At 67.1% G+C, this 19336-nt stretch carries 16 protein-coding genes; 8 read left to right on the top strand and 8 right to left on the bottom strand.

Annotated elements, in window-relative coordinates:
- Positions 1-647 precede the first annotated feature (647 nt).
- From ACE026_RS00925 to rsgA, 3 genes are all read right to left on the bottom strand, one after another.
- A complete protein-coding gene (locus tag ACE026_RS00925) occupies positions 648-2939 on the bottom strand; it encodes a TonB-dependent receptor (protein ID WP_486037139.1) in 2292 nt (763 codons plus the stop codon).
- Between the two features lie 176 nt (positions 2940-3115).
- Positions 3116-4357: a flavohemoglobin expression-modulating QEGLA motif protein gene (locus ACE026_RS00920; RefSeq protein ID WP_486037137.1), complete on the bottom strand. Its 1242-nt coding sequence runs from the start codon at positions 4355-4357 to the stop codon at positions 3116-3118.
- Between the two features lie 31 nt (positions 4358-4388).
- Positions 4389-5486, bottom strand: coding sequence for a ribosome small subunit-dependent GTPase A (gene rsgA / locus ACE026_RS00915; protein ID WP_455947346.1), 1098 nt, complete (start codon positions 5484-5486; stop codon positions 4389-4391).
- 184 nt (positions 5487-5670) lie between these two features.
- On the opposite strand from rsgA, the gene ACE026_RS00910 reads away from it, so the two are divergent.
- From ACE026_RS00910 to ACE026_RS00890, 5 genes are all read left to right on the top strand, one after another.
- Positions 5671-6945: a pyridoxal phosphate-dependent aminotransferase gene (locus ACE026_RS00910; protein ID WP_259259168.1), complete on the top strand. Its 1275-nt coding sequence runs from the start codon at positions 5671-5673 to the stop codon at positions 6943-6945.
- The gene (locus ACE026_RS00905) at positions 6945-7565 is read left to right on the top strand and encodes an SGNH/GDSL hydrolase family protein (RefSeq protein WP_486037134.1); all 621 of its coding nucleotides are present in this window, start codon (positions 6945-6947) and stop codon (positions 7563-7565) included. Before ACE026_RS00910 ends, ACE026_RS00905 begins: the two co-directional genes overlap by 1 nt.
- A 17-nt stretch (positions 7566-7582) precedes the next feature.
- Entirely contained in the window at positions 7583-8266 is a 684-nt protein-coding gene (locus tag ACE026_RS00900; protein ID WP_486037145.1) for a class I SAM-dependent methyltransferase, read from the top strand.
- A 69-nt stretch (positions 8267-8335) separates the two neighbouring features.
- A complete protein-coding gene (locus ACE026_RS00895) occupies positions 8336-8701 on the top strand; it encodes a hypothetical protein (protein ID WP_313219624.1) in 366 nt (121 codons plus the stop codon).
- A 32-nt stretch (positions 8702-8733) separates the two neighbouring features.
- Positions 8734-9057: a hypothetical protein gene (locus ACE026_RS00890; protein ID WP_282261514.1), complete on the top strand. Its 324-nt coding sequence runs from the start codon at positions 8734-8736 to the stop codon at positions 9055-9057.
- Positions 9058-9087: 30 nt separating this feature from the next.
- Here the strand turns inward: ACE026_RS00890 and ACE026_RS00885 are convergent, their stop codons facing one another.
- Complete coding sequence (locus ACE026_RS00885; RefSeq protein ID WP_486037131.1) at positions 9088-9864, bottom strand: polysaccharide deacetylase family protein; 777 nt, start codon at positions 9862-9864, stop codon at positions 9088-9090.
- Between the two features lie 58 nt (positions 9865-9922).
- On the opposite strand from ACE026_RS00885, the gene grxD reads away from it, so the two are divergent.
- Complete coding sequence (gene grxD, locus ACE026_RS00880; RefSeq protein WP_121039705.1) at positions 9923-10849, top strand: Grx4 family monothiol glutaredoxin; 927 nt, start codon at positions 9923-9925, stop codon at positions 10847-10849.
- 97 nt (positions 10850-10946) lie between these two features.
- On the opposite strand, the gene ACE026_RS00875 is transcribed toward grxD, so the two are convergent.
- From ACE026_RS00875 to ACE026_RS00860, 4 genes are all read right to left on the bottom strand, one after another.
- A complete protein-coding gene (locus tag ACE026_RS00875; RefSeq protein WP_486037128.1) occupies positions 10947-11486 on the bottom strand; it encodes a DUF924 family protein in 540 nt (179 codons plus the stop codon).
- A 52-nt stretch (positions 11487-11538) separates the two neighbouring features.
- On the bottom strand, positions 11539-12315 hold the full coding sequence (locus ACE026_RS00870; RefSeq protein WP_088432404.1) for an AMP nucleosidase: 777 nt from the start codon (positions 12313-12315) through the stop codon (positions 11539-11541).
- A 68-nt stretch (positions 12316-12383) separates the two neighbouring features.
- Positions 12384-12758 carry a hypothetical protein gene (locus tag ACE026_RS00865; protein WP_486037126.1) on the bottom strand — a complete coding sequence of 125 codons (375 nt, stop codon included), beginning with the start codon at positions 12756-12758 and terminating at the stop codon, positions 12384-12386.
- Between the two features lie 161 nt (positions 12759-12919).
- Positions 12920-16330: an autotransporter domain-containing protein gene (locus ACE026_RS00860; protein WP_486037124.1), complete on the bottom strand. Its 3411-nt coding sequence runs from the start codon at positions 16328-16330 to the stop codon at positions 12920-12922.
- Between the two features lie 250 nt (positions 16331-16580).
- Here ACE026_RS00860 and ACE026_RS00855 point away from each other — a divergent pair, with 250 nt between their 5' ends.
- Entirely contained in the window at positions 16581-17987 is a 1407-nt protein-coding gene (locus ACE026_RS00855) for an amidohydrolase (protein ID WP_486037122.1), read from the top strand.
- A 14-nt stretch (positions 17988-18001) separates the two neighbouring features.
- Positions 18002-19264, top strand: coding sequence for an amidohydrolase family protein (locus tag ACE026_RS00850; protein WP_486037143.1), 1263 nt, complete (start codon positions 18002-18004; stop codon positions 19262-19264).
- The last annotated feature ends 72 nt before the right edge of the window (positions 19265-19336 follow it).

Here is a 19336-nt window from a genome sequence, read left to right as displayed (position 1 = left end):
CGGTGGCTTTGCTGATCACCCAGCTCGGCTCGGCTCGCCTCGGTCCGGTCCGGCCCTGTCCGTCTGCAGCGTTGCATTGCCTTGCTTCGCCATGGCCACCAGCCAACTGTCGGAGGCGTGGGGTGTGTGGGTTGGCGGGACCGTTGTGCCGCATGGATGCGGCTCACGAGCCCCCATGGATGGGTTTACGGCGCGTCCCGCGAACCCACACACCCCACGCCTGGCCCAGTCATCTGAGAAGCTCTGCGCTCTAGGCGTTGCGCTCTAGGCGTTGCGCCCTTGCATCTGCGTAAAGCAAAGCCACCGACCAACGGTCGGTGGCTTTGCTGATCACCCAGCTCGGCTCGGCTCGCCTCGGTCCGGTCCGGCCCTGTCCGTCTGCAGCGTTGCATTGCCTTGCTTCGCCATGGCCACCAGCCAACTGTCGGAGGCGTGGGGTGTGTGGGTTGGCGGGACCGTTGTGCCGCATGGATGCGGCTCACGAGCCCCCATGGATGGGTTTACGGCGCGTCCCGCGAACCCACACACCCCACGCCTAGCCCAGCGAACAGGCGGACAATGCGCTGTTGGCGTTGCGGCCTTGCATCTGCACAAAACAAAGCCACCGACCAACGGTCGGTGGCTACCCTTGCCCAAGCAAGCAGAGATCAGAACTCCGCAGCCACCGTCATGAACAGCTGGCGCGGCGCACTGGCATGGATCGCATAGCGGGTGCCGGTCGGATCCGTCGGCGCGAACGAACTCAGCTGCCCGGCATAGCGCTTGTTCGTCAGATTGGTCGCATTGAGCGACACCTTGATATCGCGCAGCCCCATGCCCGGCCCGAACGAATACCCCATTCCCGCATCGAACGTCGTCACGCCCGGCACCGACTGATCGTTGGTGTAGGTGTAGTAACGCTTGCCCGTGTACTTCGCACGCAGGCTGGCGAAGAAGCCATCGCGGTTCCAGCTGATCTCACTGGAGGCCATGCGCTCGGGCGTATCCACCGTGATCTTGCCGGCCACCGGCACGATCGCACCACCCGAGGTGTAGTTGTCCTCGTAGGTCGTCTTGTTCCAGGAGAGTGCGTTGTACCACTGCAGGCCGTCGATCGGCTTGAGGATGAAGGTCAGTTCCGCGCCGCGGCTCTTCACCGAGCCCACGTTGATGAAGCGCGTGATGCACTCCGGGCGCGTGCCCACTTCGATGCTGGTGCAGGGGTTGAGCGAGAGCAGGCGGTTGTCGAACATCACGTGGTAGGCCGCGATCGAGGCCTGGTACTTTTCGCCGAAGGTACGGAAGCCGGCTTCCAGCGTCTTGGATTTCTCCGGTTCCAGCCCGGCGCTGGCCGCGAAGGATTCCGGCGAGACCTGCAGCGGGCCACCGCTGCCACCACCGACGAAGGCGGCGATGTTCTCCGAGTAGGAGGCGAACACTTCCTGGTTCGGGCTCAGCTTGAAGCCGATGCCGGCCTGCGGCAGTACCGATTCCTTGGCGGTCAGGGTGCCGGAGGCGTAGCTGGCTTCGGTGCCCGGCTTGGCGTTGGCGGTCATGCGGGTGTTCGGGCTCTTGATGCCCACATCCACGGTCAGGCGGTCGTCCAGGAAGCGCATGCGGTCCTGCACGTAGAACTGGCGCGTGCGGATATCGAAGTCCTGATCGAACAGGCGGCGGTCCGGATGGTTGAGGTAGCCGTCATCCAGGAACGGGCCGGTGATGTAGTAGAAATTGCGCTCGACGTTGTGGTCGTTGCGCTCGTACCACAGCCCCGCTTCCAGTTGGTGGATGCCCCACTGCCAGCTCAGCGCGGCGGTGATGCCCTGGCGGTTGATGGTGTAATTCGTGCTGCGGATGGAGATCGGCAGCATCTCCGGGGTGCCGGGGTTGGACGGCTGGCCCGGTGCCCACCAGTGGCCCTGGCCACGGTTCTCGTGGTGGTAGCCAAGCAGCTTCAGGCGGGCGTTGTCGCCCAGCGCGAGGTCGGCATCCAGCGAGTACAGGTTGTCGTCGCGCAGTGCGCGGCTCTGGTAGTACGCGTCATCGATGCTGTTGACGCCACCGGTGAACGCACACTTCTGCGCGTTGTAGGTGCCCGGTGCGCAGTAGGCGGCTGCAACGGCGCGATCCCAGTCCGGTGCGTAGATGTTCCAGTCCCAGCCGAGGCCACGCGCGAGCATGCTCTTGGACAGGTAGGCGTAGTTGGCCTGGCTCACGCGCGAGGTGGCAGCGAAGGCACCGAAGCGGTTGTCGCCCACGTTCCAGATCGCCTTGGCGTTGAACTGGCGGGTGGTCTGGTTCTGGTTCGGTTCGGCCCACATGTCCGAATCCTGATGCACGCCGGACACATAAGCCGAGAAGCCGTTGATGTCGCCGGTGTCCACGCGCAGGTAGCCGCGACGCTGGTTGTCATCGCCGACGGTGACGCTGGCCTTGCCGCCGAACTCGGTGGACGGGTCCTGCGAGAAGTACTGGATGGTGCCGCCGAGGTTGCTGGTCGAGGCGACGCCCAGCGAGCCGATGCCCTGCGACAATTCTGCGCCGGCGAGATTCTCGGCGATCAGCGCACGGGCGATGCTCAGGCCGTTGTAGTTGCCGTAGCTGTTGTCGCCCAGCGGAATGCCGTCCAGCGTGTAGCCCAGGCGGCTCTTGTCGAAGCCGCGCAGGCTGATCGTCTGCGATTCTTCGTTGGCGCCGAAGGCATCGTTGGACTGCACGGAGACACCCGGCAGGCGATCGAGGATCTTCTGGCCGCTGGTGCCCGGCGGCAGTACTTCCTTGTCCACGGCCGTGATGCGCTGCACCTGGCGGGTCTCACCCTGGCCGATCACCGAAACGGTGTCCAGGGTCTGCGCGCTGAGCGCGACGTTGGCAGCGGCGGTGGCGTCTACATCGGCAGCGTGGGCAGTGGCGGCGCACAGCGCGAGCGCCACCGCGATCGTCAGGGGTCGGGTAAGCATGGTCGTCCGTTACATGGGGGAAGATGACCTGCGCAATGCAGGTGCATGACCAGCATGCGAGCGGAAGATGAAAGGATGTTTACGGTTCAGCGCATCACAGATGAATTGGGATGCAGTGCTCATTAACGCATGGGAGCGCGCGGAGGGAGCGCGAGGCAGCCGGCCAGCGGCCGGCACTACTCTGGGGCGAGCTGATCCATGCGGATGCGGTTGGCGAACAGCGAGAACGCGAGCATGCCGGCCAATCCGTTCGCGCGGCTGACCCAGTGCGGCAACCAACGCGGTGGGCGCAGGATGCCTTCTTCGAACAGTGGCGCGAAGGCGATCGCATCGGTCAGCGACATTTTGCCGGCGAACAGCCAGCGGCAGACCTGCAACCGATCTTCAGCCAGCATGTGGCGGAAGAAGGTATGCACGGAGACCAGCCCGCGCAGGTACACGGTGTCCTTGGTGAAGGCCGCGCCGCCGTTCGGGGGCACCCCGCGGAACACGCGCTGGGCGGAGGCGAAGCTCTCTTCGTTGTTCTGGCCAGCCTCGCAGAAGTAGCGGAACACCTCGATGAAATCGGCCCCTTCGCGCGCCATGGCGATGGCTTCGGTGCGCAGGCTGATGCGCTTGAGGCGCTCGATGTCGATGCTGCCGGTGATCTGCTCGGCAAAGGTGGCCAGTCCTTCCTGGGTGGCGGTGACCCGCGGCGAGGACAGCGCCAGACTGGGCAGGTGCGGCTGCTCGCGGCCGTTGAGCGCGGTCAGCGAATGCACCAGCGCCTCGTGATGGAACAGCTGCGCACGGTCGTAGGCGCTGAAGCGTGCACTGGTGCGCAGGCGGATCCGGTTCGGGCCGGCGGCGGCCTTGGAGATCAGGTCCGGATCGAGCTGGACGCTGATGATGCGCGATTCGAAGAAGGCATCCAGATCACTCTGCAGCTGCAGTTGCAGCGCGGTGGCCGAGACCGGCACCTGTTCTTCCGGCGCGAGCAGCTCATGGTCCAGCTCCTGCGCGATCTGGATGAAGTGGCGGGCGGCATCGCGGGTGCTGGGGCCGTTGCCGGGCAGCGGCTGCTCGGGCGCGCCGAACAGTTCCATCGAGTAACGGTCCACCTCGGCGGTGCCCAGCGATTCCAGCAGGCCGGCGGCCTGGTCCCAGCTGTGCGCCGAGCGCTGTACGTACAGGCCGATGGGATGGTCGGGATCGCATTGCGCGCTGATCGCGGCCAGCCGATGGCGGGTATCGGTAAAATCGAGCTTGGGGTAATCGACCTGCGGCAGCACCGGCTGCCCGCGGGCGACGCTGGCCAGGAATGGCGCCTGCAGCGCGGCCGGCCAGCTGGTCAGTCCCAGCAGTTTGATCCCGCCTACCGCCTCGACCAGTTGTGCGTCGAGCGCGGTGTGGTGGGCGACGTCACGATCCACGGTCATTGGCGTGTCCATGGACGGACAGTAGCAAAAGCTATCGCCGGCCGCCCTTTCCGCCCGGGCGCCACTGCGCGCCCTTGCCGACGTGCTTGCGCTCGATGGCCTGCTGCGCCTGGCGCACGGCCAGCTTGGCAGCGGCGGCAGCCACTTCTTCTTTCAGCTTGAAGTAGTTGAGCAGGCGCTCCTCATCCAGCGTGCCGTCATCGATGGCCGCGCGGATCGCACAACCCGGCTCGCGCTGGTGGGCGCAGTCGCGGAAACGGCATTGCGCCGACAGGGCTTCCACGTCGGAGAAGCCGCCTTCGCTCAGGGCCTCCTCGCCGGTCGGCTTGAGCTCGCGCATGCCGGGTGTATCGATCAGGCAGGCCCCGGCCGGCAACGGAATCAGTGCACGGTGGGTGGTGGTGTGGCGGCCACGCGAGTCGTTGACGCGCACATCGGCGGTCTTCATGCGCTCGTGCCCGAGCAGCGTATTGGTCAGGGTCGACTTGCCCGCACCGGAGGAGCCGACCAGTACCACGGTCTGGCCAGCGGCGAGCCACGGCAACAGGGCCGAGGCGCTGGCCGGGTCCTTGCCGTTGATCGCCAGCAGCGGAATGTTCTGCGCCGCCAGTTCTTCCAGCACGTCCAGGGCATCCTGGCTGTACTCGGTCTGGTCGGCCTTGGTCAGCACCACCACCGGCTGTGCACCGCCCCCGCCGACCAGCAGCAGGTAGCGCTCGATCCGGCGCGGATTGAAGTCCGCATCCAGCCCGCAGACGATGAACACCGTATCGATGTTGGCCGCGATCACCTGCTGGTGGTAATGCTCGCCGGCCGCGCCACGCTTGATCGCGGTACGCCGGGGCAGCAGGGCAACGATCTTGATGCCCTCCAGCAGCACCCAGTCGCCGACCGCCGCGCGCTCGTGGCTGGGGAAGCGTGGCCGCTGCCATTCCGGCGGGGACTCGGTCTTGATCGCCGCTTCCGGCGCATCGGAGACGATGTACCCGGTGCGATGCTGCTCGATCACCCGGCCGGGGCGCGCCTGCGGGAACTGCTCGAACAGGGCCTGCCAGTCCGGCAGCTCCGGGCCGCCCGGCCAGGGCCAGCCAATGGTCTGCAGGGCAAGGTAATCAGTGGGTTCGCTCATCGTGCCCATTCTAATGGGTGTGGCGACCAGGCGTTGCCGCAGGGGACCGGCGCAGGCGTGGGCGGACGGAAATCCTTTCATCTGCAACTGCCTTGCAGGGCCGGGCGTTGGGCCGGAAACGCTTGCCCTGCAACGCAACAATTCCGCTACCATGCGGTTTCCATGCCTGAATGACGGCCCGTTCATGTCCACGCCCCCGCTGAAGCCGCTCGCCACCCGCGAGCGCCTGTCCGAAGTCCGCTACGAGATCCGGGGCGAACTGGCGCGACGAGCGCGGGAGCTGGAGGCCCAGGGCCGCAAGCTGATCAAGCTCAATATCGGCAACCCGGGCAACTTCGGTTTCCGGGCGCCGGAGCATCTGCAGCGTGCGATCGCCGATGACATGGGCCGCACCGATCCGTACACCCATCAGCAGGGCCTGCCGGAGGCGCGCGAAGCCATCGCCGCCGCCTACGCCCGTCGCGGTGCACCCGATGCGCACCCGGACCGGGTGTTCATCGGCAATGGCGTCAGTGAGCTCATCGACCTGTCGCTGCGCGCCCTGCTCAACCCGGGCGACGAAGTGCTGGTGCCCTCGCCGGATTACCCGCTGTGGTCGGCCGCGACGATCCTCAACGATGGCCGCCCGGTGTATTACCGCTGCGCACCGGAGAACGGCTTCCAGCCCGACCCGGTCGAGATCGAGGCACTGGTGTCCTCGCGCACCCGCGCGATCGTGCTGATCAACCCGAACAACCCCAGCGGCGCCAGCTACTCGCGCGACCTGCTGGAGCGCATCGTCGCCATCGCCGCCAAGCACAACCTGCTGCTGATGGTCGATGAAATCTACGACCAGATCCTGTACGACGACGCGCAGTTCCATGCGGTCGCGCCACTGGCCGGCGACCACCCGTGCATTACCTTCAGCGGCCTGAGCAAGGTGCATCGTGCCTGCGGCTGGCGCGTGGGCTGGGCGATGCTGTCCGGCGCGGCCGAGCGGCTGGGAGAATTCCGCGCGGCGATGGACCTGCTCAGCGCGCTGCGCCTGTGCGCCAACGTGCCGGGCCAGTACGCCATCGATGCGGCGGTCAACGGGCCGGACACCATCTCGCCGCTGTGCGCGCCCGGTGGCCGTCTGTATGAAACCCGCCGCGCGGTGATCGAGGCCTGCAACGCCAGCGAGCATCTGTCGCTGGTGGCCCCGGCCGGCGCGCTGTACGCATTCCCGGCGGTGGTTGGTGCGGCGGCACGCAGCTTCGATGATCATGATTTCGCGCTGGAACTGATGAACGAAGAAGGCGTGCTGGTGGTCCCGGGCTCGAGCTTCAACGTGCCTTACCGCCACCACTTCCGCGTGACCCTGCTGCCCGAGCCGGAGGTGATGCGCGATGTGTTCGCCCGCATCGACCGCGCCCTGGCACGCCGTGCCGAGGCCAACACCAAGGTGGTGCCGCTCAAGCCGCGCAGTGCGGTGGCCTGATGGGCCTGCCGTACCTGGCGCTGGGCGATTCCTACACGATCGGTGAAGGCGTCGAGCCGGCCGGGCGCTGGCCGATGCAGTTGGCCGCGGCCCTGCGCGATATCGGCGTGGACGTGGACGACCCGACGATCATCGCCACCACCGGCTGGACCACCGACGAGCTTGAGGCCGGCATCGATGCCGACGCGCCGCAGGGTCCCTTCGAGCTGGTGAGCCTGCTGATCGGGGTCAACGATCAGTACCGCGGGCGCAGCGTGGACGAGTACCGCCCGCGTTTCACCGCCCTGCTGCAGCGCGCGCTCGCCTTCGCCGCCGACCGTGCACCGCGCGTGCTGGTTCTGTCGATCCCGGACTGGGGGGTGACCCCCTATGCCGTGGCATCCGGCCGCGACCGCGTGCAGATCGGGCAGGAACTGGATGCCTACAACGCTGCCGCTGCGGCCATCTGCGCTGAGCATGACGTGGCGTTTGTCGACATCACCGACCTGAGCCGCCAACTGGGCGGCGAGAGCGTCATGCTGGCCGAGGATGGTCTGCATCCGTCCGCCGCGATGTACACGCTGTGGCACCAGCGCGCCTTCGAAGTAACGCGCGTGCTGTGGGCGGAGCCGACCCGCTGAGCGAGGCCGCGCTGCCGCTGGCCAGGGAGCAGGCCCGCAGGATCGCCACGGCGTTCCTGCCGCCGCAGCGGTTCGGCAATCGCCGTGATTATTACTACAGCCGCGGCAAGCTCGGCAGTGATCCGCTGTATCCCGGCGTGCTTGCCGCGTTGAACGATGCGCCCGTGGCGCCGTTGCTGGATATCGGCTGTGGCCTGGGGCTGCTGGCCCACGTGCTGCGCCAGCAGGGCAGCACACTTGCGTATCACGGTGTGGACATCGACGCTGGCAAGGTCGCCCGCGCCGAGCAGGCCTGCGCCCGCGCCGCGCTGCCGCAGGCACGGTTCACCTGCATGGACGCCAGTGCGGCCCTGCCCGCCCACCTCGGCAACGTCGCGTTGCTCGACGTGCTGCAGTACCTGCCCGCGCCCGCGCAGACACAACTGCTGCACGATGCCGCCGCGCGCCTGGCACCCGGGGCGCGGCTGGTGATCCGCACCACGTTGGCTGACCGCAGTGGCCGCGACCGCACCACGCGGATCACTGACATGGTCGCGCACCTGGTGGGCTGGATGGGCACGCGCCCACGCCACTATCCCGATGCCGAGAGCCTGCGCACCCCGTTGGAAGCCGCCGGGCTGCAGCTGCGGATGACACCGCTGTATGGCAACACGCCGTTCAACAACTGGCTGATCGTCGGCGATCGTCCGCTCGCTGCGTAGTCGCGGTGGCTCGCGCCGCGGGCCACACACGCGCATACTCCCGCCCCCCCTTCCGGCAAGGAGCCGCCCATGCCCCGACAGACCCGACATTCCGCGCTTGGCATCGCCGCGCTGATCGTCAGCGCCTGTGGCCTGGTGATGCTGCTGCTGAGCATGCATTACGCGCATGCGCCCGAACACGCGGCCATGCGCGAACTGCCGTGGTCGCTGGCGGCACTGCTCGGCAGCAGTGTCGGCCTGGCCATCCTGGCCCTGCTGCTCGGCCTGGGCAGCGTGCTGCAGCCGCGCCGGCGCCGTCTGTTCGGCATCATCGCGCTGCTGGTGACGCTGGGTCTGCTGATCGCACAGCTGTCGCTTGGCGGTTGGATCCGCGACCAGTGGCATGCCTCGCATCCGCCAACAGACGCCGCGGCCGCGCAGCCCCTCGCCCCCTGATTTCTCCGTTTCCGCATCGACAAGGAGCCCTGATGCACCCCCCTCATTCCGGCATGGGTATTGCCGCGTTCATTACCGCCCTGTGCGGTGCCGTGTTGATGCTGGGCCTGATCGTCGTGGCCGGCGTTATCGAAACCACGACGCCCGGCGGCATGGAGGAGACCTCGATGTCGGCGATCCTGGTCGGCCTCGGCTTGATGTGCACCGCGCTGATGCAGCTGGTGGCCTTCGGCCTGGGCGTCGCCGGTGCATTGCAGGCAGACCGCCGCCGCGTGTTCGCGATCCTCGGCCTGGTGATCTCGATCGGCAGCATCCTCGGCGTGGTGCTGCTGATGATCATCGGCTCCCTGAGCTGATCCCGGCCTGCGCCGGGCACCGACCTGGCGTCAGTCCGGCAACCCGGCGTGCAGGCCACGTGCCTGCACCGCCTGCAGCACCGCCTCGATGATGGCCAGGTTGTGGCCATGTGCGGCGCCCTCGTGCAACAGCACGATGCTGCCCGGCGCCAGATCACGGGTGATCCGTTCGACCACCTGATCGGGCGTGCAATCCACCCCGTCGAAACCGCGCGCGCTCCAGCCGACCCGGGTCAGCTGCCACTGCTTCAACGCGGGGGCAACGAACGGGTTGGTCATGCCGACCACCGAGCGGTACCAGCGCGGTGGCGTGCCGGCGATCGCGGTGAGGGCCTGCTGGCAGTGCGCGATCTCCGCGGCCATGGCCTGTCGCCCCAGCCGCCAGAAACGCGCCTGCGGGTGGCGGTGGCTGTGGTTGCCCAGGCTGTGCCCGCGGGCGAGGATCGCGCGGACCAGGTCCGGCTGCGCCTGCGCGCGTTCACCGACCAGGAAAAAGGTCGCCCTGGCCTCGTAGCGGTCCAGCAGATCGAGGACCGCCGGGGTTTCCGCCGACGGGCCATCATCGATGGTCAGCCAGACCTTGCGGGCATCGCCGGGCAGGCGGCTGAGCACGGGGGCATAGAAGCGGCTGTTGGGGAGGAACACCGGCACCATGAACAGGGCATGGGTCGCCACCATCAGCGGCAGGCCGTAGCGCCAGCCCCAGGCGGCCCAGACCCCCACCACGAGCACCTGTGACAGCACCAGCCACGGCAGCCAGCGCCAGGGGCGGCGGGGAATGCGATACAACGTTTCCGGTACGGTCATGCCCCATGATGCCATGCCGCGTAGAATAGGCGGTTCGCATATCCGGACCCCGACCGTCATGTCCCTTGATCCCGCCCTGCGCTCGCGCATCGAATCCATTCTCAACGCCAACCGCGTCGTGCTGTTCATGAAGGGTCAGCCGAGCATGCCGCAGTGCGGTTTCTCGGCTAAAGCCGTCGGCGCCCTGCAGGACCTCGGGGTGGAGTTCGACCACGTCAACGTGCTCGCCGACGCGGACATCCGCGAAGGCATCAAAGCCTATGGCGAATGGCCGACCATCCCGCAGCTGTACATCGACGGCGAGCTGATCGGTGGCAGCGACATCATCCTGCAGATGGCCGGCAACGGTGAGCTGAGCAGCGTGCTCGGCCTTGCCGCCCCGGACCGTACCCCGCCGCGCATCACCGTGACCCCGGCCGCCGTGGAAATGCTGCGTGGCGCGCTGGCCGATTCCCCGGGTGCCTCGCTGCAGCTGGGCATCGACGCGCGCTTCCAGCCGAACTTCCAGCTGGCCCCGCACGACGACAACGCGATCGCCGCCGAGTCCAACGGCCTGCGCGTGCAGTTCGATCTGGCCAGTGCCCGCCGCGCCGAGGGCATCACCATCGACTGGGTCGACGACATCCGCGGCAAGGGCCTGGCGATCGACAACCCGAATGCGCCCAAGGCCGTGCAGGAACTGAGCGTGCGCGATGCCGACGACCAGCTGCGTGCCGGCAGCATCACCGTGGTCGACGTGCGTCCGGCCGACGAGCGTGCGATCGCGGCGATCAACGCCCCGTTCGAAACCTTCGACGGTGACAACCGCGCCCGCCTGGAAGCCCTGCCCAAGGACACCGCGCTGGCCTTCCTGTGCCACCACGGTGGCCGCAGCGCGCAGGCCGCCGAGCAGTTCCGCGCCCTGGGCTTCACCAAGGTGTCCAACATCACCGGCGGCATCGACGCCTGGTCGAACGAGGTGGACAACGGCGTGCCGAAGTACTGATCTTCAGCACGTTGCGGGACAAGAAAAACGCCGGCATTGCCGGCGTTTTTTTGTTTCTGGCGCCGATGGCGTCCATCCCTGCATGACGCGCAACCGGCTATCCGGCAAATCCGCCCTCGGCCAGATAATCCAGCTCTTCCGGTGTCGGCATCCGCCCCAGCACCGCATTACGGTGCGGGAAGCGCCCGAAGCGGCGGATGATGTCGCGGTGCAGTTCGGCGAACTGCAGGTATTCCTTGTCGCCCAGCGCATCGAACATCGCCACCGAACGCTCCTGGTCCTGCGGATCCTCGGAGTGCTCGAACGGGAGATAGATGAAGGCCCGCAGCTTGGGCACCAGCTGCAGGTCCAGCCCCTCTTCCACCGCACGCATGGCGTAATGGCGCGCCAGGCCATCGGTGGCGTAGGCGTGCGCCGTATCGCGGAAGCAATTGCGCGGGAACTGGTCGAGCAGGATCATCAGCGCCAGCGCGCCTTCAGCGGTGCTCAACCAATGCTCGCGCGCGCGGCGGGCGGCGGCAAAATGTTCTTCCTGGAATTGCTGGCGAAACCGCGCATCGAACGCGTCATCGCGCGCGAACCACTGCTGCGGTCCGGCGTCGCGCCAGAACTCCACTACTTGTGCCGCCACGTCCATTCACTACCCCTGTGGATGGCACGCCCCAAGACGTCCATCCGTTCCATTGCCGTTACTCGTCAAAACGCAGGTGGCGGACCGACTTGCCGTTGCGCCGTATCAGCTTAAGCGCCTCGATACCGATCTGGATATGGTTCTCGACGAACTGTGAGCTGACCTTGGCATCGGAGACCTCGGTCTTCACGCCGTCGGGAATCATCGGCTGGTCGGACACCAACAGCAAGGCCCCGATCGGGATGTGGTTCGCAAAACCGGCCGCGAACAGGGTCGCCGTCTCCATGTCGATGGCCATGCAGCGCATCACCCGCAGCTTTTCCTTGAAGGCCTCGTCGTGCTCCCAGACCCGGCGGTTGGTGGTGTAGACGGTGCCGGTCCAGTAGTCGTGGCCGAGGTCGCGGACCATGGTCGAGACCGCCCGCTGCAGGGCAAAGGCCGGCAGGGCCGGGACTTCCGGCGGCAGGTAGTCGCTGGAAGTGCCCTCGCCGCGGATCGCAGCGATGGGCAGGATCAGGTCGCCCAGCTGGTTCTTGCGCTTGAGCCCACCGCACTTGCCCAGGAACAGCACCGCCTTGGGCATCACCGCCGACAGCAGGTCCATGATGATGGCCGCGTTCGGGCTGCCCATGCCGAAGTTGATCAGGGTGATGTCATCGCTGGTGACGCTGGCCATCGGCCGGTCCGCGCCCTGGATGGGGGCGCCGGTGAGCTGGGAAAAGGTGTGCAGGTAGCCACCGAAATTGGTCAGCAGGATGTGCTGGCCAAACTGCTCCAACGGCACGCCGGTGTAGCGCGGCAGCCAGTTTTCGACGATGTCCTGTTTGGTTTTCATGGGGCTGTTCCGACAAACGACAGGCGACAATTCTGCGAGACCAGCCGCGCGGCGTCGAGCATTGCCGCTTACTCCGGGTGGTCGATCCCATCGGCCCTGCCCTTGAGGACAAGGGAGACCAGCGAAAGGAGGGCAGCCGGTATGGCCAGCAGCAGGACGAGGGCCGTTGGCGCACCGAACGCCCAGAGCGAGGCGGCAAAGGCGATGGACGATATGCCGACCAACGGAAAGGCGTACTGGATCTGTTTGATCACCAGGTAGCTGGCGGTGGCCGTCAGCAGGGAGAGCGCTGCGAGGAGGATGCGTGCTTCTTTGGGCAGCGCGCTGGGCGACTGCTCGAAGAATCCGGCCACCAGCATGAGGCCGGACGCGAACGCCAGCAGGACGAGCAACCGGTGGTAATGCGTGGCGTGCTTGCGATCGAAGCCTTCGGTAACGTTCATCGACACTTCCTTGTGAATGCAGAGTGGCACGGGCGGCCCCCGGCCTGTCTGACCCTCCCACGCTGGATGATCACGGCGCAAGTGGCGATCGCGACCTTACGGCCGCAGGCAAGGAAAAGGCGGCCAATGGCCGCCTTTTCCCGTTTACCAGTGCCGCTGGATCAGAACTGCACGGACCAGCGCGCGGTGACGCTGCGGTCGCGGGCGTCGTCCCCGAAGGTGCCGTTGTAGCCGAGCTCCAGCTGGTTGCGCGGGCTCAACCAGGCCGACAGGCCCAGCTCGGCCACCACGGCGTTGTCGGCAATCGCCGCACCGCTGACTGCGAAGCTGCTGCCGCCGGTCCACGCCAGGTCGGCCACCTGGCTGCGGTCACCGGAGGCACGGCGGTAGCCAACGCCACCGCGGATGTGCAGCCAGCTCTCCTGCTGCCAGGAGGTCTTCAGGCCCTTGTCGAACCGCACGCCTGCGGTCGCCACGTTGGTGCGGGTATCGGCGGCCTGGCCGTTCAGTGCAGCCGCGCCACCCTGCTCGGCGAAGCCGTCCACGTCCACTTCAACGCGGGCGAACTGCACGTACGGCTCCAGACCCGCCTCGCGACCGCCGAAGCGGTACGCGCCTTCGATGAAGGCCTGGCGGGTGGTGGCGTCGTACTTGGCCGACAGCGCATCCTGGTAGCCGGCAAACGTCAGCTGACGCTTGCTGTCCACGTCATGGCGGGAATAACCCAGACCGGCGCGCAGACCGAACGCCCCCCACTGATTGCCCACGTAGGCACCGAAGTGGGTGGTGTCGATCTCCGATCGGGCGCCGCGGCCCGCGGCCTGCTTGATGTCGGTACGGCCGGTACCGACCAGCCCACCGACCTGCCAACCGCCGCCGAACACATGATCGGCACCGACCAGCAGACCATTGCTGTTGGAATCGGTGCGCGCGGCATTGGCATCGCCGTCGAGCTTGCCGCTGCCACCGATCGCCTGCACCCACGCGCCGCCACCGGCAGCCTCGTCTCCGGCGCCCGGCGAACGCACGCCCACGGCACGGCTCAGCGCCGCATCACGCAGGTAACGGCTGTTTTCCACCAGCGCCATCGGCGTGGCGGCGTGGAGTTCACCACTCAGCGCGTCCAGTGCCGCACCGACCTGGGCCGGGAACAGCTGGGTCAGCGGCTTGGGCAGGCCCTGGTTGATGGCCAGGCCATCGGCGCTGGTGGCCACGGCGATCTGGTTCGGCGTGACCGCAGCGCTGGCCAGCGCGTTGCCGCGGGCGACGTCGATGCGCAGCCCATTGGCGCTGTAGCCCAGGCTGAACTTCAGGAACGGCGAGAACGCCGAGAAGTCCGTTGTCGCGAACTGACCGTTCACGCCACCGGCGGCCTGCAGGAAGTTGAACTGCTCCCCGAGGTAGTACACGCCGGCTTCCGGCAGTGCCTTCAAGGTGCCATCCAGCGTGGCGGTGCCGGTGACGCGCAGCACATCGCTGCGGCTGCCCGGGGCCAGTTCGGCCTGGTAGACGCCGGTGGCGGTCTGCACGTAATCACCGTTGATGGTCAGCGTGCCGATCGAGTTGCCCGGCGCGATGATGCCTTCCACGCGGGTGCTGCCCAGCGTGCCGATACCCTTCAGGGTGCCCTGGATGCCAACGAAGGTCGACGCGCCTTCCTGCACACCGTTGAACGACACTACACCGCCGGTCACGTTGAGCGCAGAACCCTCAAGCACACCGGTGCTGGCAATGTAGCTGCTGCCGCCCAGGTTGTTGAGCGTGGTATCCACCAGGCTGCCATTGAGCAGGAACTGGCCGCCCTGTACGTCGACCGAGGCCGTCAGTGCATTGGCGCCGTCCAGCTCCAGCACACCGTCGCGCACGAGGGCGCCATGGAAGGTGTTGTCGCCGCTCAGGCGCAGCCAGCCGATGCCGGACTTGGTCAGTTTGCCCGGGCCGCCGATGTCATTGGTCCAGTCGTCCCATGCATCGCCTTCCCACACCTTCAGGCCACCGGCCCTCTGGTTCATGACCACATCGGTGTCGACGCGGAGCATGCCGTAGCCCTCGATGGCCTTGCGCAGATCAAGCAGGCCCCAGCCGTAGACCTCATCGATGCCAGGCGCACCGAGATCACGCGCCGTGGTGAGCATGACGTCGCGCACCTGCGCGTTGTCCAGGTACGGGAATCGTTCGAACAGCAGGCCGAGCGCGCCGGTGACGTGCGGGGCGGCCATCGAGGTACCGCTCAATTGACCGTAGCCATAGGTGGGCACGCGCTCGAGCACGTCCAGAATCAGGTTGCCATCCGCGTCCACAACGAGGTCCGCATTGATCTGCGAATCACTGCCGTACACCGTGGAGGCGATCTGCGACCCCGGGGCGGCAAGGCACCAGTTCGCCGCCAACCCGCACTTCATGGATTGATTGCTGAGCTCAAGCGCCTGGTTGACGTTGACCACCGCCAGCCAATACGGCTCGATATCCGCCATGGCCCTTGGCAACGAGGCGTACATGCCCGCGATCGGGCTCGCCTCGGGGCTGGGATTGACGCCGCTGTTGCCGGCCGCCCAGACCTGGATCATGCCCTTGGCACGCGAGCCCTCTGCGATGGCCTGCAGGCGCTCGGCAAAGACCGGATGGGACAAATAGAAATCCATCTCTTCGGCCGAATTCGGCTCCGTGGCCAGGCCCCAGCTGTGGTTGAGGGCACGCACGTCCTGATCATTCATCTGCGCGTACATGTCGACGAACGCGGAGGGGTCCGGCCCCACGCCACCGAGCGACTCGACCGAATAGCCGCCCTCTGGCGCCTGCTGCCATTCGCGCGCCGTATTGAAGAACAGTTTGGCCGTGCTCAGGTTGGCACCGAACGCCACACCATGCATGCCGGAACCGTCGCGATTGGCAACGATGGTTCCCCCCACGTGCGTACCGTGGATCCCATAGCTGACGCCCGCCTGCACATAGTTGCCCTTGCGGATGGTTTCGCGGACCTCCTCGGGCACATTGTCGTTGAAACCGACATAGGCGATCTGGACATCGCCACCATCGCTGGCAAAGCAGGCGCCCGGCCCTGCGAGGGCGGACGTATTGGTGCAGCGGGTGCCATCCGGCAACAGGTCGCCGATACGGATGCTGCGATGGTCCTTGCCCGCGAACTCAGGGTGATCCAGGCCGGTGCCGGAATCGAAAATACCCAGTCGAATGTCTTGCCCGGTCAAACCACGGGCATAGGCATGATCGGCGTTGATCGCCCCCAGCCCCCAGTCGGCCTTGAACTCCTCACTGCGCCAACTGTCCAGATCCCCCGGCGCGCCCAGTACCGGGGCAGTGGCGTCGGCACGGAGCGAAGAGCGCGTCACCGGCGCGGTTGATGCCGCGAAGCGGGACGCAACCGATGCGCTCTGCAGATCACGGCTGGAGGCGGCGGCCTGTTCACTTCGCTGCTGCTGGAAACGCTGCAGCACATCGCTGGTAGGGCTGGCGTGGGCCGGTACGGCGATGGCGGCCAGCAGGGTGCCGGTGATGGCCGAGGCCAGCAGACTGCGCGGCAGGGTGCGATAGCGGAATTGCAGATGCGGGGTCATGTAAAAAGTACGTCCTTGAGGTGGTTCGAGAGTCGACATCAACAACCGGCAAGGCGTGTCCCGTTCGGGAGATCCGCCACTGCCGTCAGCTGCATTTCAGCCTACCCATAAAGTTCAGGGGAATTTCACAATTGTTTCTCTCAACCATGGGTGATCTCATTTGCTAAAACTATGCAAAAGGTCACTTGGCAAAAGGCCTGCGTCCCGGATAGCGTCGAGGAATTGTGTCCATGCGGCTTCGGGGAAAACCATGCAGAAGGTGTTGAGCGTCGGCGTTGGCTTGGCGTTGATGTCGATCGTGTCCGGGCCGGCGCCTGCCGCCTCCCGTTTCGTCCAGGATCCCTATCCCAGTACGTACGCGCCGATCGTTTCGGCGCCGGTGTTGATCAGCAATGCGACGGTGCTCACCGGCACCGGCGTGCGCTTGGACAACGCCGATGTGCTGTTGCAGGACGGGCGCGTCGCGGCGGTCGGCACCGGCCTCAGCGCGCCGGCCGATGCGGTCCGCGTCGACGGCCAGGGCAAGTGGGTCACCCCCGGCATCATCGATGTGCACTCACACCTGGGCGTGTATCCCAGCCCGGGCGTGAGTGCGCACAGCGACGGCAACGAGATGACCGCACCGGTCACCGCCAATGTCTGGGCCGAGCACTCGGTGTGGCCGCAGGATCCCGGCTTTGCCGCAGCACTGGCCGGTGGCGTGACCTCGATGCAGGTGCTGCCCGGTTCGGCCAATCTGGTCGGCGGCCGCGGGGTCACGTTGAAGAACGTGCCCGCAACGACCTATCAGGCCATGAAGTTCCCCGGCGCGCCGGGGGGCCTGAAGATGGCCTGCGGCGAGAACCCCAAGCGCGTCTACGGCGGCAAGGGCACCGCGCCGGGCACGCGCATGGGCAATGTCGCCGGTTACCGCGCGGCCTTCATCGATGCCAGCGAATACATCGCCAAGAACACCCCCAAGCAGCCGAAGAAGAAGCGCTGGTTCAGCGGTGACGACAAGGGCGACAGCGCCGGCGACAGTGGCGGCAAGCGCGATCTCAAGCTGGATACGCTGGCCGGCGCCATCCAGGGCGACATCCGCGTGCATATCCACTGCTACCGCGCCGATGAGATGGCCACGATGCTGGATCTCTCCAAGGAGTTCGGCTTCAAGATCGCCGCCTTCCATCACGCGGTGGAGGCCTACAAGCTGGCCGACCGGCTCGCCGAGGAAGGCGTGTGCGGTGCGCTGTGGGCCGACTGGTGGGGCTTCAAGATGGAGGCCTTCGATGGTATCCAGGACAACATCGCCCTGGTCGACCGCCCCGCCAACAGCTGCGCGATCGTGCATTCGGATTCGCCCGAAGGCATCCAGCGCCTGAACCAGGAGGCGGCCAAGGTGATCGCCAACGCACGCCGTGCCGGCATCGAGATCGCCCCGGAGCGCGCCATGATGTGGCTGACCTCCAACGCCGCGCGCTCGCTGGGTGTGGAGAAGCAGACCGGCAGCCTGGAGGCGGGCAAGATGGGTGATGTGGTGGTCTGGAACGGCAGTCCCTTCAGTTCCTACGCACTGGCCGAAAAGGTTTACGTCGATGGCCATCAGGTCTATGACCGCCAGGACGTGAGGCGGCAGCCGCTGTCGGACTTCATGCTCGGCCAGGAGGCACGCCCATGAGCCGCCGCGTCTCGATGCGCCTGCTTCCGCAGGCTCTGCTGTTGCTCGCCGGTGCCTGCATCGCACCGGCTTTGTTCGCGCAGGATCTGCTGATCCGCAACGCCACCGTGCACACCGCCGCCGCACGCGGCAGCCTGGCGCACAGCGATGTGCTGATCCAGGGCGGTGTGATCCGCGCCGTTGGTCCGAGCCTGTCGGCACCGGCCGGTGTGCCCGTGGTGGAGGCCGCGGGCAAGCCACTCACCCCGGCGTTGTTCGGCGGCATCACCGACATCGGTATCGAAGAGGTGTCCGGCGAATCGGCCACGGTCGACAGCGCGCTCAAGCTGGAAGACCAGCCGCTGCGTCCGGAATTCGATGTCACCCTGGCCTTCAATCCGGATTCGGTGCTGATCCCGGTCGCGCGGCTGGATGGCATCGGCTTCACCCTGCTCGGGGCGAACACCGGCGGCGGCTTCATCGCCGGCCAGGGCGGCGTGATGCGGCTGGACGGCAGCGCTGACCCGGTCGGCCCGCAGGCGCTGTTCATCCGCCTCGGTGCGTCCGGCGCGGAGCTGACCGGCACCTCGCGGGCCGCGCAGTGGATGCTGCTGGAACAGATGGTCAGCGAGGCGCGTGGGCGCGTGCCGGCGGACTCTCCGCATGCGCTGCTGACGCCTGCCGGGCGCGCCACGCTGGCGCGTTACCTGGCCGGCCAGGGCCGGATCGTGGTGCAGGTCGACCGCGCGGCCGATATCCGCCAGCTGCTGCGCTGGGCCACCCGCGAAAAGGTCAAGATCGCCATCGCCGGCGGTGCCGAGGCGTGGCGTCTGGCCCCGCAGCTGGCCCAGGCCGGCGTACCGGTGTTCGTCGATGGGCTGGGCAACCTGCCGAGCAGCTTCGACCAGCTCGGTACGACCCTGCAGAACGCCGCGCGCTTGAAGGCGGCCGGCGTGCCGGTCAGCTTCGCCCAGCGCGACGATGCCTCGCACAACGCGCGCAAGATGCGCCAGCTGGCCGGCAATGCAGTCGCCAACGGGCTGCCCTGGGATGATGGCCTGGCGGGCCTGACCCGGGTGCCGGCGCAGGCGCTGGGCGTCGGCGACCGGCTTGGCACCATCGAGCCGGGCAAGCTGGCCGATCTGGTGCTGTGGGAAGGCGATCCGCTGGATGTCGGGCATTACGCCGAGCAGGTCTGGCTGGGCGGCCGCGCGATGCCGATGCGATCGCGCCAGACCGAGCTGCGCGACCGCTACCAGGCGCCGGCGTCGAGCGAACCGCGCGCATACTCGCGCTGAGTCCCTGCACAGGGCCGCTGCCTGCGGCGGCCCTGCATCCGGCGGCACTACCGTCCCGCAACGTGAGTACCC

The sequence above is a fragment of the Stenotrophomonas sp. AGC87 genome (genome assembly GCF_057333975.1).
Note: the sequence above shows the minus strand (reverse complement) of the source record. Positions and strands in the feature narration are given on the sequence as shown.

Bases quoted from the DNA above. Each gene is read 5' to 3' on its own strand.
- ACE026_RS00925 (WP_486037139.1), bottom strand. From the start codon at position 2,939: ATGCTTACCCGACCCCTGACGATCGCGGTGGCGCTCGCGCTGTGCGCC.
- ACE026_RS00920 (WP_486037137.1), bottom strand. From the start codon at position 4,357: ATGACCGTGGATCGTGACGTCGCCCACCACACCGCGCTCGACGCACAA.
- rsgA (WP_455947346.1), bottom strand. From the start codon at position 5,486: ATGAGCGAACCCACTGATTACCTTGCCCTGCAGACCATTGGCTGGCCC.
- ACE026_RS00910 (WP_259259168.1), top strand. From the start codon at position 5,671: ATGTCCACGCCCCCGCTGAAGCCGCTCGCCACCCGCGAGCGCCTGTCC.
- ACE026_RS00905 (WP_486037134.1), top strand. From the start codon at position 6,945: ATGGGCCTGCCGTACCTGGCGCTGGGCGATTCCTACACGATCGGTGAA.
- ACE026_RS00895 (WP_313219624.1), top strand. From the start codon at position 8,336: ATGCCCCGACAGACCCGACATTCCGCGCTTGGCATCGCCGCGCTGATC.
- ACE026_RS00890 (WP_282261514.1), top strand. From the start codon at position 8,734: ATGCACCCCCCTCATTCCGGCATGGGTATTGCCGCGTTCATTACCGCC.
- ACE026_RS00885 (WP_486037131.1), bottom strand. From the start codon at position 9,864: ATGACCGTACCGGAAACGTTGTATCGCATTCCCCGCCGCCCCTGGCGC.
- grxD (WP_121039705.1), top strand. From the start codon at position 9,923: ATGTCCCTTGATCCCGCCCTGCGCTCGCGCATCGAATCCATTCTCAAC.
- ACE026_RS00875 (WP_486037128.1), bottom strand. From the start codon at position 11,486: ATGGACGTGGCGGCACAAGTAGTGGAGTTCTGGCGCGACGCCGGACCG.
- ACE026_RS00870 (WP_088432404.1), bottom strand. From the start codon at position 12,315: ATGAAAACCAAACAGGACATCGTCGAAAACTGGCTGCCGCGCTACACC.
- ACE026_RS00865 (WP_486037126.1), bottom strand. From the start codon at position 12,758: ATGAACGTTACCGAAGGCTTCGATCGCAAGCACGCCACGCATTACCAC.
- ACE026_RS00860 (WP_486037124.1), bottom strand. From the start codon at position 16,330: ATGACCCCGCATCTGCAATTCCGCTATCGCACCCTGCCGCGCAGTCTG.
- ACE026_RS00855 (WP_486037122.1), top strand. From the start codon at position 16,581: ATGCAGAAGGTGTTGAGCGTCGGCGTTGGCTTGGCGTTGATGTCGATC.
- ACE026_RS00850 (WP_486037143.1), top strand. From the start codon at position 18,002: ATGCGCCTGCTTCCGCAGGCTCTGCTGTTGCTCGCCGGTGCCTGCATC.